The sequence below is a fragment of the Rhodanobacteraceae bacterium genome (assembly GCA_016713135.1).
In the GTDB taxonomy this organism is placed as follows: Bacteria; Pseudomonadota; Gammaproteobacteria; order Xanthomonadales; family SZUA-5; genus JADKFD01.
This window is the reverse complement of the sequence record JADJPR010000004.1, coordinates 285559-303200: the sequence shown is the minus strand read 5'-3', so window position 1 is coordinate 303200 and position 17642 is coordinate 285559. Positions and strand designations below refer to the sequence as shown.

Below are 17642 nucleotides of genomic sequence, written 5' to 3'. Positions count from 1 at the left end.
GGCCGTGAGCGGCGCCTGGTTCAATGCCGACCGCAGCGGCGAGGGCGTGATCCTGCAGATGCTGCCGAACGGGCGCGTGCTGGCGATCTGGTTCACCTACCCGCCGGCGGGCGAGCCGGGCGAGCAGGCCTGGCTGATCGCGCAGGACGGCACGGTCGACGGCGACGTCATCCGCTTCCCGACAGTCTACCGCCCGGTCGGCGGGCGCTTCGGGCCGGCTTTCGATCCGGCCCAGGTACAGCTGACGAATTGGGGCACGCTGGAACTGCGCTTCCAGGATTGCCAGCAGGGCACCCTGAGCTGGAGCGGCCCGGCCGCCTGGGGCAGCGGATCGCGTGCGGTCACGCGCCTGTCCAGCATCGACCAGGTCGGCTGCAGCGGTGGCAAGGCATTGGTGACGAACGGCGGGCGCGCCGCAGCCGGCCTGCGTTCGCGCAGCGGCGCCTGGTACGTGCCCGAACGCTCCGGCGAGGGCTGGATCGTCGAAGAACTGCCCGACGGCCGCAACATCGTCTACTGGTTCACCTACTCGCCGGACGGACAGCAGGCGTGGACCGTCGGCAGCGGCGTGCGCGAGGGCACGCGGGTGCGCGTTGCGGACAACCGCATCGCGCGCGGCACGCGCTTTGGCAGCGGCTTCGATCCGGCCGCGGTGCAACTGCTGCCCTGGGGCACGCTGGAGATCGACTTCACCAGTTGCGGCGCGGCCACGCTCAGCTACGCCTCCACTGTCGAGGGCTACGGCAGCGGCAATCGCAACCCGGTGCGCCTGAGCTCGCTGGCCGGCGGCATTTGCCTGGACCAAATGCCCGCGCCGGTCAGCGGCCTCGCGTGGGTCGAGAAGGCGCGCCAGCCCACCCCGTTCACCTCGGAGCTGGCTGCCACGGTTGATGGCAATGCGCTTTACGCACTCGGCGGCTTCGGCGCGCCGCGCTCGCTGCGCCGCTTCGACCCGGCCACGAACGCGTGGACCGCGCTGCCGGACCTGCCGGGCGGGCGCGACCACCTGGCTGCATTTGCGGTCGACGGTGGCATCTACATGGTCGGAGGTGCCGAAAACGGCGGCGGCGACCAGAGTTCGGCCGCGTTCCGCTTCGACCTGTCCACCCAGACCTGGGCTGCGCGCCCCGAGATCGCGTCGATGTACGCCAGTCACGCGGCGGTGCTGCACGGCCAGGCCTATATCGGCGACGGCGAGGGCAATCTGCAGCAGTACGACCCGCACACCCGGCGCGTGCGCCAGATCCGGTCGCTCGACCAGTTGAATCGCGATCATTCCCAGGTGGTGGCCTTCCTCGACGAGATCTGGGTCATCTCTGGACGGACGCCGGAAACGCCGCGGGTGTCGATCTGGGACCCGGCCAGCAGCAGCTGGCGCGCCGGACCCCAGATAGCCCATGCGCGCGGCGGTTTCGCCGCCGCGGTCAGCGGCGCGCGGATTGTGATCACCGGCGGCGAGGTGCTTGGATCCAGCCCCACCTTCGTCGAGCCGAGCAGCGAGATCTACTCCGCCGGCGCCACGTCGTGGCAGGCCGGCCCTGATCTCCCGGTCCCGGTGCATGGTGTGGCAGGTGGCGCAGTCGGCAACCGCGTGTTCGTGGTCGGGGGCGCCACCCGCGCCGGCTTCATCATCGGCGCGACCGGGCGTGTGTACGAGCTGGCGCTGCCGCCTTGAGCCTCAGCGCAGTTGCTTGCGCACGACCAGCTTGAGCCCGGACCAGACTGTGCTGACCGCGCAGACCTTGATGTCGACGAAACCCAGCGGCAGCGCATGCTCGCGGATCACGTCCTCGGTGATCGTGGTCGCTTGCTTCGAGGCCTTTTTCGGCCACGACACCCAGATCGCCACCTCAGGCCGCAACGCGGCGCGAAACTCCGCCAGGCGCCCGGCGAGGACCACCCGGTCGACCGCAAAAAGGTGCACGATGGTCGCCTGCCGATCCGGGTAGCTCACCACCTGCGCGCCCGTCGGCAAGGGATCGACCCATTCGCGGTAATCCGGCGGGGCGTCGATCACCGCGATCCAGGTGCCGGCGCCGATGCCCAGCTTGCGTGCCAGCGGGGTGCCCGAATATCCCGGCGTCGCGGCCATCGGCAGTCCCTCAGTGGCAATCGAGCAGCGGTCGCAGCGCCGCCAGCGGGCCGGATTCCGGCAATACCCACGGTGCGATGAAAAAGAACACGCCGAAGCCGACCAGCAGCGCACCGACGATCCGCTTCGCATTCGCGCCGAGCCCCGACTTCACGCCATGACCGGCCGCCAGCCCCAATCCGAGCAATGCCGGCAATGTGCCGAGGCCGAAGGCGCCCATGAACAGCGCGCCCTGAATCGGGCTGGCGAAGCCCAGGCTCAAGGCCAGCATGCCGTAGACCAGGCCGCAGGGCAGCAGACCCCACAGTGCGCCGAAGGCCAGCGCCTTTGGCATGGAGTCGACCGGCAGCAGGCGCCGGCTGAGTGGCTGCAGGCGGCGCCACAGCGGCGCGCCGATGGTGGCCACGCGGTCGAGGATCCGCGCGTAGCCGCCGAGTTGCAGCCCCATCAACACCAGCGCCAGTGCGGCCAGCGCGCGCAGGGTCCACAGGCCCGCGGGTTGCTGCAGCCAGTCGCCGAAACCCAGCCCCACGCTGCCGAACAGCGCGCCGAGCGCGGCATACCCGCCGATGCGTCCGAGACTGGCGGCCAGCGGCACGCCAGGCGCACGACCGCCGCCCGAGACACCAAAGGCGGTGGCGATGCCGCCGCACATCACCAGGCAATGGCCGCTGCCGGCCAGTCCGAGCAGCAGCGCGGCGAACAGGGTCAGCTCACCGCTCACGGCCGCGCGGCGCCACCGGCTGGTCGTCGTCGGCGAGGATGTCCAGCGCCGGGGTTTCCATATCCTCGAACTGATCGTTGTCGACCGCCCAGAAGAAGGCGTACAGCGCAGCGCCGACCAGCAGCAGCGAAAGCGGGATCAGCACCAACAGGATGTTCATCGGGACTCCGTGAGGGCTACCGCCGCAATGCCGTTCGTCGGAGCGACGGTCGCCCGCGGCAGTCGCAGCAGGCGCATCGAATTCCACACCACGACGATGGAACTGGCCGACATGCCGATCGCCGCCAGCCAGGGCGGCACCAGGCCGCAGGCGGCGGCGGGAATCGCCAGTGCATTGTAGGCGTAGGACCAGTGGATGTTCTGGCGGATCGTCGCCATCGTGCGCCGCGCCAGGACCAGAGCGTCGGGCAGCACGCGCAGACGCGAACCGAGCAGAATCAGGTCCGCGTGCGCCTTGGCCAGGTCCGCGCCCTGCCCCATCGCCGCGGACACCGCAGCGCGGCCGAGCACCGGCGCGTCGTTGACGCCGTCGCCGACCATCAATGCCGGACCTTGTCGCTGCAGGACTTCCAGCGCATCGATCTTGGCCTGCGGCGACTGTTCCGCCTGCCAGGCAGCGATGCCGACGCGCGCCGCCAGCGCTGCCACCCGCGGGGCGCTGTCGCCACTCAGCAGCGCGGTGCTGATGCCCGCGCCCTGCAAGCTGGCCACCGCGGCCGCAGCATCGCCGCGCAACTGGTCTTCCAGCGCAAAGGCGGCAATCTCCTGGCCCTCGACCGCCAGCAGGACATCGCCCGCGAGTGTCGCCGCGCGCCCCGGCAGCGCGAACGCCGGCCGGCCCAGGCGATGCAGCCGGCCGTCGATGCGCGCCTCGACGCCCTCGCCGGCGACCTGGCGCCGACTGTTGATCGCGGCTTCCATGGACCCAGCGCCGGCGAAGGCACGCGCGATCGGGTGGGTGGCCTCGCGCTCGAGCGCCGCGGCGAGCGCCAGCGCGTGCTCGCGCGAGACGCCCGGCGCCAGCGCGACTGCCGCGACGCGGATGCGCCCGTCGGTCAGCGTGCCGGTCTTGTCGAATACCACCTGGCGCACCTGCGCCAGGGTCTCCAGCGCTGCCGGGCGCACCACCATGACGCCCAGGCGCGCGAGGCCCTGGCTCGCCGCCGCCAGCGCGGTGGGCAGCGCCAACGACAACGCGCAGGGGCAGGACACCACCAGCACCGACAACGCCACCGCGAAGGCGCGCTCCGGCGCATACCAGGTCCAGAAAAGTCCGACGAGCACGCTCAGCACCAGCACGCGCGCGACGAACACCCGCGCGACGCGCTCGGCCATCGCCAGGCTGGCCGGCTTTTCCGCCTGCGCGCCATCCGCCATGCGCGCCAGCGAGGACAGCAGCGTGGCCGCGCCGGTGCGCTCGACGCGCAGGGTCAGCGGCCGCGACACCGCAACGCTGCCGGCGAGCACACTGTCGCCCACCTGCTTCGGCAGCGGGCGCGATTCCCCCGAGAGGATCGCCTCGTCGACTTCGCCCGCGGCCTCCAGCAGCGTGCCGTCGACCGGCACCGTGCTGCCCGCGGCCACCCGCACGGTGTCGCCCGGCGCGAGCTCCAGCGTGGCCACCTCGACCTCGCGACCGTCTTCGATCCGGCGCGCCAGCGGCGGCAGCCCGCTCGACAGCACGCCGAGGCTGACCTGCGCGCGATGGCGCACGTTCTGCTCGGCGAAACGCCCGAGCAGCAGGAAGAACACGAACATGGTCAGCGAGTCGAAATAGACCTCGGCGCCGCCGCGCATCGACTCGTAGATGCTGGCGACGAAGGCCAGCGCCAGCGCCAGCGCGACCGGCGTATCCATGCCCAGCCTGCGCGCCTGCCACTCGCGCCAGGCGCCGACAAAGAAGGACTGTCCGGCGTAGAACACCACCGGCGCGGCCACCGCCATGCTCACCCAGCGGAAGAAGTCGCGCACCGTCGGGTCCATGCCCTCGAAGGCGCCGGCGTACAGCGCCACGCCGTACATCATCGCCTGCATCATGCCGACGCCGGCCACCACCATGCGCTTGAGTGCGTCGCGGCGCTCGCGCTTGATCCGGTCGAGCACCAGGGTGGGGTCTGCCAGGTGCGGGGTGTAGCCGAGCGCCGCAAGGCGTCCGGCGAGGGTCGACAAGGCCACCTCGGCGACGCGCCAGCGCAGGCTCACGCGCTGGGTCAGCGCCTGCACCTTGACCCTGAGTACGCCTGCTTCAGCGCCCAGCGCGCGCTCGATCAGCCAGGTGCAGGCGGCGCAGCGCAGCCCGTCCAGCGCCAGGGTGATCTCGCAGATCCCGTCGACCGGGTCGCCGGCGTAGTAGCGCAGCACCGCCGGGCGATCGAACACGCTGTAGTCGGCGGCGCTGGCGCGCCCCGGGCCGAGGTCATCGCAGCGCAGACGGTAGAAGTCGCCGAGACCCTGGCCGTGGATCCACTCCACCGCCGCGCGACAGCCGGCGCAACAGACCTGCTGCTGGCGCGCCGGCGACGGTCACCGTCAGCACGCCGGTGGGCGGCAATGGCTCGCGGCAGTGGAAACAGCCAGCCATTGGATCAGGGCTGGAAAGTCAGCGCCAGGCCATCGGCGGACGCGGCGCTGCCGGGCAGCTCCCAACCCTGTTCCGGTGCAGTCAGTAGCGGCGTCAACCCGGCGGCGCCCTCCGGCCATGCGCCGCGATAGCTGCCGTCGTCACCGCGCGTCAGCGGCAGCATGAGGTCGCGCGAGGTTTCGGTCGGATGCCACAGGCGCAAGATCAGGGTCTGCGGCAGATCCTTGCCGGCCAGCGTGAGGACCACGCCATGCGCAACCGGATCGATCACCGCCTGACCCTGTATCCCGCGCTCGCGCGCCTGGGTCACTCCGATGTGCTCGCCGAACTGCACCGGCCCGGTGCGTGTGACCGTCTCCGGCAGCGGCTTGTCGCCGTACTTGATGGCAATCGCCAGCGTGGTCAGCCCAGCCACCACCGACGCCAGCACCGGCAGGAAGATCAGCCAGTGCCAGGGCAACCCGCCCTTCTTCTCCGCATCCGAATCGATCGCCACCGCAGCCACGCCCATGCCATTGCGTCCTTCAAGACTAATACGCGCAGTGTCGCCGCTTTGTTGCGCTGCGGTATTGATGCGGGTCAGAGGCGGGGCACGAGGGCACGAGGGCACGAGGGCACGAGGGCACGAAAAGGCTCGACATCCGCAAGCCAGGTGCAAGCAGCTGATGGTTTTTGCATTTCCCAACCGGAGCACGAGGTGCGCACTCGCGCGATGTCTTGCCGTGCCCTCGTGCCCTCGTGCCCTCCCGACACGCCCTTGTGCCCTCGCTCCACGCGGCTCAACGCACCGGATACAGCGGCGGCAACACGCTGCGCTCGCCGCGCTCGGATCCCTTGCGCAATTTCGGGCCGCTCTTGAACGCCGCACGCAGCCTGCCGCGGACATCCGCGTGGGCCTCGGTGCTGGCCCCGGACCAACGCAATCGCTGCAGCGCATCGAGCGCGGCGCGTTGCTCCGGGTCGTCGAGGCGTGCCCGCACCTCGCCGAGGTTCAGCGCCGGGGGATCGCAGGACTGGCGCAGGGCATCGCCGATGTCGCACAGATCGCCCTTGGCCAGCGCACTGCGCAGAGCGGCCGGGTCGACCTGCGCTGACTTCGCTCGGGGCATCCCTGCGGCCGGCCTGCGCTGGCCACGCCGCCAGCCCCACACCAGCGCAAGGGTGAGGGCCAACGACAGGATTGCGGTCGCCCACTGCCAGGGCCGCGCATTGGCGCCCGGCGCAGCAGTCGGCGCAAGCGGGACGGGCGCAGACACCGGCAATGACGGTGCAACCGGCACTGGCGCCATCAGCGTGGCGCCCGGTGCGACGTCCAGTTCGCTGGCTGGAATGACCGCAGCGTCTGCGCGATCGCTGGCGACGTTCCAGTAGCCGACCCGGACTTCGGGCAGTTCCAGGCTGCCTTCGCGCGAGGGCACGATGGCGCAGCGGCGCTTCAGCGTGGCCACCGGCTGGCCGTCGACGATGCTGTCCTGCTTCTGCGCTGGCTCCGGAAACACCTGGGCATTCGCCATCGGCGGCCATTCGAGGTCTGAGAGCTGACTCGCCAGCACGCCGTCCGCAGTCAGGGTCAGCTCCACCAGCACCGGCTCGCCCGCACGCGCGGACGCGGGCAGATCGCCGCGCACCAGGGCCACGCTGCGCGCGGCGAGCCAGCGCTGCGGTGCAGTCGCCGGCTGCGGGCGCACGTCCAGGGAGTACACCTTGCCGGCGGCGCTGACGTTCTGTGTGCGGCCGAAGAAGCCGCCACCGCCCCCCACTTGGGCGGCGCCGCGGAACCGTGCAGCCGGCAGCTCCATCGGCCCGCTCTGTTCCGGGATCAGCAGGTAACGCCGCTCGAACACACCGTAGCGCCGGCCATTGATTTCCTGCTGCCACTGCTTGTCTTCACCCAGCTGCTGCAGGCTGGCATTCGGTGGCGCGCTGGCGTTGATGTCTCCACTGGCGAGTTGCATGGCAAAGAACAAGCGCACGGTGTAGGTCACCGCCTGCTGCACATAGGGCGTGGTGGTCGACAGCTCGGTTTCCATGAAGAGCGGATCGCCGCCGGCCGCAGAGCCCTGCTGCACGGGCGTCACCGTCAACACCAGCGGCTCGGTCTGCGCACTGCCGATGCGGATCGCAGGCACAGTCAGCACGCCCTCCGCCTTGGGTTCGATTTCGACCATGTAGGTCGTGCGGGTGCTGCGCTGCCCGTTGACGAAGCTGGTCTGCATGCTGCTCGACTGCCCGCCGATGGCGAAGTCCTTTTCCAGCGCACTCAGGTCCGGCTGCACATTGATCTCATCGGTTTCGATGGTCAGTGTCGCGGTGTTGCCCAGGCTGATGCGCTCCGGCTGCACCTTGGCACGCGCTGCGGCGTGGGCCTGCGTGGCGGCCAGCAGGAGCCAGAAAAAACACGCCAGCCAGGCGGATTGCGCGCCCCGAAACGGACCCGCAAACAGGCCAATGCCGGATCGACCTTGCGTAGCCCGGAGTACCGCGCAGCGGTTCTCCGGGTGCTTGCCGCAAGTACCCGGAGGACGCGCCAGGCGCGTACTCCGGGCTACTTCGAAACCAGACTTGGCGCAAGGGCCCGGGGCCACGGAAGCGCTCATCGATCCTCTCCTTCCCTGATCCTGCGCTGGTACTCCAGTTCGAACTTGCGCCGCAGCAGCGCACCTGGATCGTCCGGCACCCGCCGCAGCAGTTGCTCATGGGCCTGGCGCTTTTCCATCTCGGCGCGCTGCTCTGGCGTCAGCTCGACCGCCTGCGCCGCCTCAGCGGTCGCTTCCTCGCCCTCGCGCGCTTCCAGTGCCTGCTGCATCTCGCGCCGGGCGGCCTCTTCGGCGGCCTGGCGGTCGGCGTCATCAGACTGCATCGCACCTTGCTGCTGCTCGCCCTGCTGCTGCTCGCCCTGCTGCTGCTCGCCCTGCTGCTGCTCGCCTTGCTGCTGCTCGCCCTGCTGCTGTTCGCCCTGCTGCTGCTCGCCTTGTTGCTGTTCGCCTTGCTGCTGTTCGCCCTGCTGCCGTTCGCCTTGCTTCTGTTCGCCCTGCTGCTGCTCGCCTTGCTGCTGCTCGCCTTGCTGCTGCTCGCCTTGCTGCTGCTCGCCTTGCTGCTGCTCGCCTTGCTGCTGCTCGCCTTGCTGCTGCTCGCCTTGCTGCTTCTGTCCATCCTGCTGGCCGGACTTCTGCGGCTGGGACTGCTGCTGTTTCAGCAGGTCTTCGACAGCCTTGCGGTTGGCGATCGCGTCTTCCATGCCCGGCGACTGCGCGAGCGCGGCGGCGTAGGCGTCCAGCGCCTCGTTCAGTTTGCCCGCCTGGGCCAGGGCGTTGCCGCGGTTGTAGTGCGCATCGGCGCTGTCGATGCCGGACCAGGAATCGGCGGCGGCGACATAGTCCTTCTCGCGGTACGCAGCCGCCGCCCGCAGACCCGCATCCGGCGCCAAGGCGCGGGCGGATGCGGCGTCGCCAGCTTGCAGCGCCGCGTGCGCGCGCTGGTCGGCGCGCCGCCACAGGGAATCCCAGAAGGAGCTGGTGTTGGTGTTGGTGTTGGTGTTGGTGTTGGCGTCGGCATACGCAGCGCGCGGTTCGCAGCTCAGTGCGAGCACCAGGGTCAGCGGGAGCAGCGCGAGCCAGCCGCGCCGGAATCCGGCCAGGACCAGCGGGAGCAGGACCAGCAACAGCCAGTAGCCGTCGTCGCTGCGCTGGTTGCCTGCGGACGCGGCATCACTGTCTTCCCCCTCGCCGCCGCCGGTCGCCATCGGAGCGCCATCGGTGTCGAGCACGCCCAGCCCTGCCAGATCGCTGTCGTCCGCGCTCAATGGCGCATAGCGGCCGCCACCGGCGGCGGCGAGTGCGGCCAGGCTGGCGGGATCCAGCCGCGCCAGCTGCGGCTGGCCGTCGGCGCCGACGATGAAGCCGTTGCGACCGCTGAGCGGCGCACCGGCCAGCGTGCCCACGCCAATGACCGACACGCGGAACCCGCCCACGCGGGCCTGCGCGGCAGCCTGCTCGCCGGCCGCATCGCTACGATCGCTGAGCAGCAGGATCTCGCCGCGCGTGGCGTCGGCGGCACGCAGCAACTTCAGCGCGTGCGCGATGGCCCGGTCCACCCGCTGGCCTTCGACCGGCATGACGTCCGGGCTCAGGCTGTCCAGCAGCGCCTGCACCGTGCGCGCGTCACGCGTGATCGGCGCCACGGTGAACGCATGCCCGGCGTAGGCCAGCAGGCCCACCTGCCCGCCGCTCCGCTGCGCCAGCAGGCGGTCGATCTTCGCGCGGGCCTGCGCCAGCCGGGAGGGTTTCAGATCGGTTGCGCGGATCGCCGCCGACAGGTCGAGCGCGATCACCAGCGGCGCCTCGCGCTGCCACAGCGGCTGCGGCTGGACGCGCCAGGAGGGACCCGCCAGCGCCATGATCGCAAGGGTCCCGACCAGCATCGCGAGCACCGATGGCAGGCGCGTGCCACGCACCTCGACCCGCTGCAGCAAGTGCGGCAACAGGTGCGGATCCACCGCGCGCTGCCAGGCACCCGGCTCGGCGCGCCGGTGCCGCCACACCCACAGCAGCAGGAGCAGCAGCGGCAGCGCCGCCAGCCACCATGGGCGCAGGAACTGGAATTCAGCCAGGTTCAGGTCCATGCGCGCACTTCCCGGCCCGCCAGGCGCGCCATTGCGCCGAACAACGCCAGCAACCACGCCGCACCCAAGGGCCACGCGTAGCGCTCGATGCGCGGCTGCAGCACCTCGCCGGGCTCGGCCGTGGGTTCGATGCGGTCCAGCTCGGCATAGATCCCGGCCAGCTCGGCGGTATCGCGGGCGCGGAAGTAGCGCCCGCCGGTGCCCTGTGCCACCCGCCGCAGCGTCGCTTCGTCGATTTCGGCAGGCCGTTGGATCTGCATGCCCATGAAGGTCTGGCCGCCGGTCCCGCCGAAGCCGATGGTATGCACCCGGATGCCGGCCGACTGCGCCAGTTGCAGGGCGCGGTCGGGTGCGATCACGCCGGCCGTGTTGACGCCGTCGGTCAGCAGGATCAGCACCCGCTCGCCTGCATCCGGCGCCGCCTGGTCGCGCTCGCCGAGGCGTTTGACCGCCAGCGCGATGGCATCGCCGATCGCGGTCTCCTGGCCGGCGAGGCCGACCACGCTGTCGAGCAGTTGTTCGCGCACGCTGTTGCGGTCGAGCGTCAGCGGCGTGACCGCGTAGGCGCGCTGTCCAAAGAGCAGCAGGCCCAGGCGATCGCCCTCGCGGCGGTCGAGGAAGTCCGCGAGCACTGCCTTGGCCGCAGTCAGACGGTCGACAATCCGCCCGCCGAGCTGCATGTCCTCGGCCGCCATGCTGCCGGACAGGTCCACCGCGAGCAGCAAGTTGCGACCGCTGTGCGGTGGCTGCAGCGGCTCCCCGAGTTGCTGCGGGCGCGCAGCCGCGACGCACAACAGGATCCAGGCCAGCGTGGTGGCGAGGCCTATGCGCAGGCGCCGATCGCGCCCTGCCCCACCCGCCAGTGCACCGACTTCAGCGGCGAACGGCACCTTGAGTGCCGCATCCAGCTGCGACGGTGCCGGCGGCAACAGCCTCGCCGCCAGCCATGGCAGCGGCAACGCCAGTAGCAGCCAGGGCCAGGCGAGCTGCCAGTCGACCAGGGATTCGATCATGGCCGGCCCACCAGGTACCAGTAACAGCGGCGCGCCGGCTCCAGCAGCGCGTTGACCGCGGCAGCGTTGAGATCCTTGCGATACAGTCCATCGACCAGCAAATGGCCGGGGCCGCGGGTGAACGGCGCCTCGCCGGGCGCGGACTGATCAAGGAAGCTGAGCCAGGCAGCGCCGGTCAGGCCCGCCGCGGCGGGATCGCGCAGGCGCGCCGCCCGTCGCAGCAGCGCCGAGAGCGCCGCCAGCCGCGCATGCGGATCATCCTGGCGCAGCACCTGTTCGAATTCGGCCTGCATTGCGCGCCGCCGCTGGCGCGCGCGCCAATGACGCAGCGCCCAGCGCGCGGCATACCCGACCGCCAGTGCCGCCATCAGCGCCAGCAGCCACCAGCCCGGCGCCGGCGGCCACCACGAGGGCTCCGGCGGCAGGTGAATGTCGCGCAGTTGCAGCTCGGGGTTCATGCGGCCTCGCGCCGGAACGGCAGCACCGCGGTCAACACCCGCTCGGCTGACTCGTCGGTACGCAGCGGCAACACCCGCCAGCCCAGGCGTGCGAGGCGCTGGCTGGCGGCTTCGAAGCGCTCGCCAAAGGCCAGCGCCCAGCGCTTGCGCGCATCCGCGCCGCGCAGGTCCAGCTCCACCCGCGACAGCGCGCCGGCGAAGGCCAACTGCGCGGACGGCGGTGCGAGTTCCAGCGGATCGGTCAGCAGCACCGCGATCGCATCGTGATGCGCCGCGAGCGCGGTGAAGCGCGCGTCGGCCACTTCGTCGACGCTGCGCGGATCGATCAGCGCCAGCACCCGCGAGCCCGGCTTGCTGATGCGTGCGAGGGTCTGCAGGGCGGTGTCGAGACCGGCATCCTCGGCCGGCGGCGAGCGATACCAGCGGCACAGCGCGTCCAGTGCCCGCAGCGCCCCGCGGTTGCCGCCCGCCGGCGGCAGCGCGGCCTCGGCGCGACTGCCGCGCAGCGCGCCGATACGGTCGCCGCTGCGCTGCGCCGCCCACGCCGTCAGCGCGCCGACTTCCGCCGCGAGCACCGACTTGAAGCAACGGCGCGTACCGAAATACAGGGTGGACGCGGTATCAGCCACGATCCAGGTCACCCGGTCGCGCTCGGCATGGAACACCTTGGTGTGGGTCTTGCCCGTGCGCGCCGTGACCCGCCAGTCGATATGCCGCGCGTCGTCCCCCGGCACATACAGCCGCGACTCGGCGTAGTCCATCCCGCGCCCGCGCAGCGGCGAAGTCGCCGGCCCCGCCGCACTCCCGCGGGCCCGCTGCGGCGGCGGCCACGCCAGCACCCGCTGGCGCAAGGCGATCAGCGTGGGGAGGTCGGGGTGGATGGCGTGGGTCGGCGCGTTCGACATCTTTCGGGGAGGAAGGTTGTGGGTTCTGGGTTGTGGGTTGTGGGCGGCCAAAGCTCGCTCCGGGCGTCAGGTTGCGGGAATGCAGGCCTTGCTGCCCACAACCCACAACCCACAACCCACAACCCGCTCTCAGGGCAACGGCACCCTCTGCAGCAACTCCGTCACCAGCCGCCCGCCGTCCCAGCCTTCCGCGGTGGCCTCGTAGCTCGGCAACACGCGGTGGCGCAGCACGTCGGGGGCGATGGCGTGGATGTCTTCGGGGGTCACGTAGTCGCGGCCGGCGAGCCAGGCGCGGGCGCGGGCGCAGCGTTCCAGAGCGATCGATCCGCGCGGGCTGGCGCCCCAGGCGATGCGCCGCGCGAGCGCGGCGTCGTAGGGGCGCGCGTCGCGCGAGGCGAGCACCAGCTCCACCAGGTAGCGCTCCAGCTCGGGCGCAAAGTGCAGATCGAGTACCGCCTCGCGCGCGGCAAACACCTCGGCCTGCGAAAGCTCCTGCGGCGCGGCCGGCGGCGCCCGCAGCGCGCTGCGCGCCTGCTCGCGCACCAGGCGCAGGATCGCGGTCTCGGCGGCCGCCTCGGGGTAGCCCACCCGCACATGCATCAGGAAGCGGTCGAGCTGCGCCTCGGGCAGCGGATAGGTGCCTTCCTGCTCGATCGGGTTCTGCGTGGCCATCACCAGGAACAGCTGCGGCAGCGCATAGGTGCGCCCGCCGACCGTGATCTGGCGCTCGCCCATCGCCTCCAGCAACGCCGATTGCACCTTGGCCGGCGCGCGGTTGATCTCGTCCGCCAGCAGCAGGTTGTGGAACAGCGGCCCCGGCTGAAACTCGAAGCGCCCATCGGTCTGGCGCCAGATGTCGGTGCCGGTGAGGTCGGAGGGCAGCAGGTCCGGAGTGAACTGCACCCGCTGGAAATTGGCCTCGACGCGCGTCGCCAGTGCCTTCACCGCGGTGGTCTTGGCCAGCCCCGGCGCGCCTTCGACCAAGAGGTGACCATCCGCCAGCAGCGCGATCAGCAGGCGCTCGACCAGGTCTGCCTGACCGATCACCTGGGTGGCGAGCTCCTCGCGCAGGGCGCGGAAGCGGTCATGCAGGGCAGCCTGGGCCGCATCGTCAGCAAGGGTCTGCGCGGTGGATCCTTCCATGCGATCTGGATGCCTGGTCTGCGGGCCGCATCAGACCGCGCCCCGTTGGAAAAGTTCACGGCGTCTGCGCTGCCGGGGGACTGGCGCGTGCCGTGAGCAGAAGCCGAACGCAGAGAACGCAGAGGAGAAGCAGAGAGAACACAGAGAAAGCAGAGGAAGCATGATGAGAGTCCCGGTCGCCCCTGGCGGTGCGCTTGTTCGCGCATCGAACCGTGACTCTCGCAAGATCGCGGACTGTGTTTTTGGACGCAAAGGACGCAAAGGACGCAAAGGAAATCAAACGCGATACAGCGCTGGGGTATCCCCGGCCCTTGCTGTCTTTGCGTCCTTTGCGTCCTTTGCGTACTCAATCACAGGGTCGTCGTTTCGCAGGGGATGAAAGTATGAAATTCAACACCTTGGCGCATGTTCGGCGAGAGCGCAGAAGCGGTGCTGGAAAAGCTGTAAGAGTCCCGGTCACCCCTGCCGGTGCGCTCATTCGCGCATCGAACTGTGACTCTCGCAAGATCGCGGACTGTGTTCTTGGACGCAAAGGACGCAAAGGAAATCAAACGCGATACAGCGCTGGGGTATCCCCGGCACTTGCTGTCTTTGCGTCCTTTGCGTCCCTTGCGTACTCAATCACGGGGTCGTCGTTTCGCACGAGCTGAAAATGTATGAAATTCAACGCCTTGGCGCATGTTCGGTGAGAGAGTCCTTGAACACGAGATCCGGCCTCAAAGTCAGAACAACCCCTTGGGTGATGCGCCGGACGCATGGCCGTCAGGATCGCGTTGAATTTCTCGGCTTTTCCTCTGCGTTCTCTGCGTCCCGCTTCTGGCCACAGCGCACGACAGGGCATCAAGCCCTCATGTCATTCGCCTTCTCCGCGTTCTCTCTGCTTTTCCTCTGCGTTCTTTGCGTTCCGCTTCTGGTCGCGGAATGCGACAAGCCTCACGCCAGAGCGAACGGAAACGCAAGCAGCCGGTCGATGCGTGGCTCGCGGAGCGCCCAGCCGAGGAGGCGTTCGAGGCCGACGGCGACGCCGGCGCAGTCGGGCATCGTCGGCAGCGCGGCCAGCAGGTGTTCGTCGAGGGCGGGTTCGGTGCTGCCGCGGGCGCGTCTGGTTTTTAGGTTGCGTTCGAAACGGGCACGCTGCTCTCACGCGTTACCAAGTTCGTGGTAGCCGTTGGCGATTTCGCTGCCGCCGAGGTACAACTCGAAGCGACGCGCCACGCGCGGATCGTCCGGGTCGATCCGGGCCAGGGAGGCCTGGCTGGCCGGGAAGGCGTGGATGAACACCGCTGGCTCGCGCGCCAGCGCGGGCTCTACGATGTGGCTGCGGATCAGGTCGAGCGCGTCGTCGCGCCCCAACCCTTCCCGGTCGATGCCGAAGCCGGCGAGCGCCAGCCACAGGGAGTCCTCATCCGCTTCGAGCGGATCGACGCTGGCGAACTCGACGAAGGCCTGCCGGAAGCTCAGCCGGCGCGCGGAGCCGGGCGTGCGCCCGAATGCGGCCGCCACGGCCGCTACCAGCGCCTCGACTTCGTCCATCAGGACATGATGGTCGAAGCCGACCCGGTACCACTCCAGCAGGGTGAATTCCGGGTTGTGCCGCGCGCCGCATTCGCCGTCGCGGAACACCGAGGCGATCTCGTAAATATCGCCGCTGCCGGCCGCCAGCAGCCGCTTGTGGAAGTACTCGGGCGAGGTGCGCAGCCAGCGCTGTGGCGGGCCACCGGCCTGCGGCCCGCGGTAGTGCGTGGTGAAACTCTCGATGTTCGGATCGGTGTTGCCGGCCTGCGACAACACCGGCGTGGTCACTTCGAGCACACCGCGGGCGCGGAAGAACTCGCGGATGGTGTCGCCAAGCAGCGCGCGACGCTCGAGCAGACCGCGCAGATCGTGGCTCACGACACCCACGCGTAGCCCGTAGTGGGCGCGCAGCGCCTGCCCCGGGTACTTGCCGCAAGTACCCGGAGGACCGCACTCCGGGCTGCGCGCGAGGCTCCGCACTCACCCCATGTCCCCATGCTGCGCCAGCAAGGCCAGCAACGCCGCCTCGTCCAGCACCGGCACGCCCAATTCCTGCGCCTTGGTGAGCTTCGACCCCGCCTCGCTGCCGGCGACCACGAAACTGGTCTTCTTCGACACGCTGCCGGACACTTTCGCGCCGAGCGCCTCCAGCCGCGCGCCGGCCTGGTCGCGGGTCAGGCTGTCGAGCGTGCCGGTCAACACCACGGTCTGACCCTTCAGCGGGCCGTCGACGCGCTGCGCCGGGTCGGTCTCGGGCCAGTGCACACCCGCCTGGCGCATCTCGCCGATGATGCGCAAATTGCGCTCGTCGCTGTAGAAGCTGCACAAACGCTCGGCGACCACCGGTCCGATGTCGGGCACTGCGATCAGCGGCTCGGCGGCAAAGGCTTTCTTCGTCTCCGCCTGTTTCAGAGCCGCCGGGTCGGCGAAGTACGGCGCGAGGCGCCGGCTGGCGTCGATGATCCGGTCCAGGCTGCCGAAGTGCTTGGCCAGCGCCTTCGCGGTGGATTCGCCCACATCACGGATACCCAGCGAAAACAGGAAACGCTCCAGGGTGGTCGACTTGCTGCGTTCCAGCTCGGCCAGGATGTTGGCCGCCGAGCGCTCGCCCATGCGGTCCAGCCCAGCGAGCGTGGCCAGGTCCAGCTTGTAGAGATCCGAGATATCGCTCACCAGGCCGGCATCGATGAGTTGCTCGGCCAGCTTGTCGCCGATGCCCTCGATGTTCATCACCCGGCGCGAGGCGAAGAAACGGATCGCCTCCTTGCGCTGCGCCGGGCACACCAGTCCACCGGTGCAGCGGATCGCCGCCTCACCCTCCTCGCGGCGCGCCGGAGAACCGCACTCGGGGCAGGTCTGCGGCAGCGGCGCTGGCTGCGCGTCCGCCGGGCGCCGTTCGAGCACCGGGCCAACGACCTCCGGAATCACGTCGCCCGCACGGCGCACGATCACCGTATCGCCCGGCCGCAGATCCTTGCGCGCAACCTCATCGAAATTGTGCAGGGTCGCATTCGACACGGTGGTGCCACCGACAAACACCGGCTCCAGCCGCGCCACCGGGGTCAGCGCGCCGGTGCGCCCGACCTGCAGCTCGATCGCGAGCAACCGCGTCAGAGCCTCCTCGGCCGGGAACTTGTGCGCGATCGCCCAGCGCGGTGCGCGCGACGAAACCGAGCTCCCGCTGCCAGTCGATGCGGTTGACTTTGTAGACCACGCCGTCGATGTCGTAGGGCAACTGCGGCCGGCGCGCACCGATGCGCTCGAAATAGGCCAGACAGCCCTCCGCGCAGACCGCGACATCGATCTCCGGCGACAGCGGCAACCCGAACGCGCGCAGCCGCGCCAGCAATCCGGTGTGGGTGTCTGCCAGCGCACCGCCAGCGACCTCGCCCAGGCCGTAGGCATAGAAGGCCAGCGGGCGCGCGGCAGCCAGCCGCGGATCCTTCTGGCGCACGCTGCCCGCGGCGGCATTGCGCGGATTGACCAGCTCCTTGTCGCCGCGCTCGCGCGCGCGCCGGTTGAACTCGTGGAAACCGGCGCGCGGCATGTAGACCTCGCCACGCACCTCGAGCACCGCCGGCCAGCCGCTGCCCGGCGCCAGCACCAGCGGCACGGCCTTGATCGTGCGCACGCTGTGGCTGACATCCTCGCCAGTCACACCGTCGCCGCGGGTCGCGGCATAGGCCAGGCGCCCGTTTTCGTAGCGCAGGCTGATCGCCAGGCCGTCCAGCTTCGGTTCGACCGAGAACTCGATGTCGCGCTGCCCAAGCGCCTGTTCGATGCGCGCGACGAACTCCAACACGTCCTCGCGGCTGAAAGCGTTGCCCAGGGAGAGCATCGGCAGCACGTGGGCGATCGCCGGGAAGTCGCCATCGATGGGCGCCGCGCCGACCCGCCGGGTCGGCGAATCGGCACTCGCGAACTCCGGGTGCGCCTCCTCGAGCCGCCGCAGTTCGTGGAACAGCGAGTCGTACTCGGCGTCCGGGATGGTCGGCGCGTCGAGCACGTGGTAGCGGTAGTCGTGGCCGCGGATCTCGTCGCGCAGCCAGGCGATGCGGTCCGCAATCTGAGCTTCGCTGGACATGCGCGG

General features: G+C 70.2%; 12 protein-coding genes and 2 pseudogenes. 1 reads left to right on the top strand and 13 read right to left on the bottom strand.

Features of this window, described 5'->3' with window-relative positions; genetic code table 11:
- Window positions 1-58: 58 nt before the first annotated feature.
- Window positions 59-1675, top strand: a complete 1617-nt coding sequence (locus IPK27_07100; protein MBK8067387.1) for a hypothetical protein — start codon at window positions 59-61, stop codon at window positions 1673-1675.
- A gap of 3 nt (window positions 1676-1678) precedes the next feature.
- On the opposite strand, the gene IPK27_07095 is transcribed toward IPK27_07100, so the two are convergent.
- From IPK27_07095 to ligA, 13 genes and pseudogenes are all read right to left on the bottom strand, one after another.
- Window positions 1679-2092: a DUF3052 family protein gene (locus tag IPK27_07095; GenBank protein ID MBK8067386.1), complete on the bottom strand. Its 414-nt coding sequence runs from the start codon at window positions 2090-2092 to the stop codon at window positions 1679-1681.
- Window positions 2093-2102: 10 nt separating this feature from the next.
- On the bottom strand, window positions 2103-2816 hold the full coding sequence (locus IPK27_07090; GenBank protein ID MBK8067385.1) for a sulfite exporter TauE/SafE family protein: 714 nt from the start codon (window positions 2814-2816) through the stop codon (window positions 2103-2105).
- A complete protein-coding gene (gene ccoS / locus IPK27_07085) occupies window positions 2806-2976 on the bottom strand; it encodes a cbb3-type cytochrome oxidase assembly protein CcoS (protein MBK8067384.1) in 171 nt (56 codons plus the stop codon). The genes IPK27_07090 and ccoS overlap by 11 nt, the downstream gene beginning before the upstream one ends.
- Window positions 2973-5288 (bottom strand): cadmium-translocating P-type ATPase, encoded by a 2316-nt coding sequence (gene cadA, locus IPK27_07080; protein MBK8067383.1) that lies wholly within the window; start codon window positions 5286-5288, stop codon window positions 2973-2975. Before cadA ends, ccoS begins: the two co-directional genes overlap by 4 nt.
- 113 nt (window positions 5289-5401) lie before the next feature.
- Window positions 5402-5908, bottom strand: coding sequence for a FixH family protein (locus IPK27_07075; protein MBK8067382.1), 507 nt, complete (start codon window positions 5906-5908; stop codon window positions 5402-5404).
- 268 nt (window positions 5909-6176) lie between these two features.
- A complete protein-coding gene (locus IPK27_07070) occupies window positions 6177-7994 on the bottom strand; it encodes a protein BatD (protein ID MBK8067381.1) in 1818 nt (605 codons plus the stop codon).
- Window positions 7991-10018 (bottom strand): VWA domain-containing protein, encoded by a 2028-nt coding sequence (locus IPK27_07065; protein MBK8067380.1) that lies wholly within the window; start codon window positions 10016-10018, stop codon window positions 7991-7993. Before IPK27_07065 ends, IPK27_07070 begins: the two co-directional genes overlap by 4 nt.
- Window positions 10009-11031: a VWA domain-containing protein gene (locus IPK27_07060; GenBank protein ID MBK8067379.1), complete on the bottom strand. Its 1023-nt coding sequence runs from the start codon at window positions 11029-11031 to the stop codon at window positions 10009-10011. The genes IPK27_07065 and IPK27_07060 overlap by 10 nt, the downstream gene beginning before the upstream one ends.
- Window positions 11028-11489: a DUF4381 domain-containing protein gene (locus IPK27_07055; protein MBK8067378.1), complete on the bottom strand. Its 462-nt coding sequence runs from the start codon at window positions 11487-11489 to the stop codon at window positions 11028-11030. Before IPK27_07055 ends, IPK27_07060 begins: the two co-directional genes overlap by 4 nt.
- Entirely contained in the window at window positions 11486-12394 is a 909-nt protein-coding gene (locus tag IPK27_07050) for a DUF58 domain-containing protein (protein ID MBK8067377.1), read from the bottom strand. Before IPK27_07050 ends, IPK27_07055 begins: the two co-directional genes overlap by 4 nt.
- Window positions 12395-12523: 129 nt before the next feature.
- Window positions 12524-13537, bottom strand: coding sequence for a MoxR family ATPase (locus tag IPK27_07045; protein ID MBK8067376.1), 1014 nt, complete (start codon window positions 13535-13537; stop codon window positions 12524-12526).
- 933 nt (window positions 13538-14470) lie between these two features.
- Window positions 14471-15418, bottom strand: a pseudogene (gene genX / locus IPK27_07040) (EF-P lysine aminoacylase GenX).
- Window positions 15419-15532: 114 nt separating this feature from the next.
- A pseudogene (gene ligA / locus IPK27_07035) lies at window positions 15533-17636 on the bottom strand (NAD-dependent DNA ligase LigA).
- Window positions 17637-17642 lie beyond the last annotated feature (6 nt).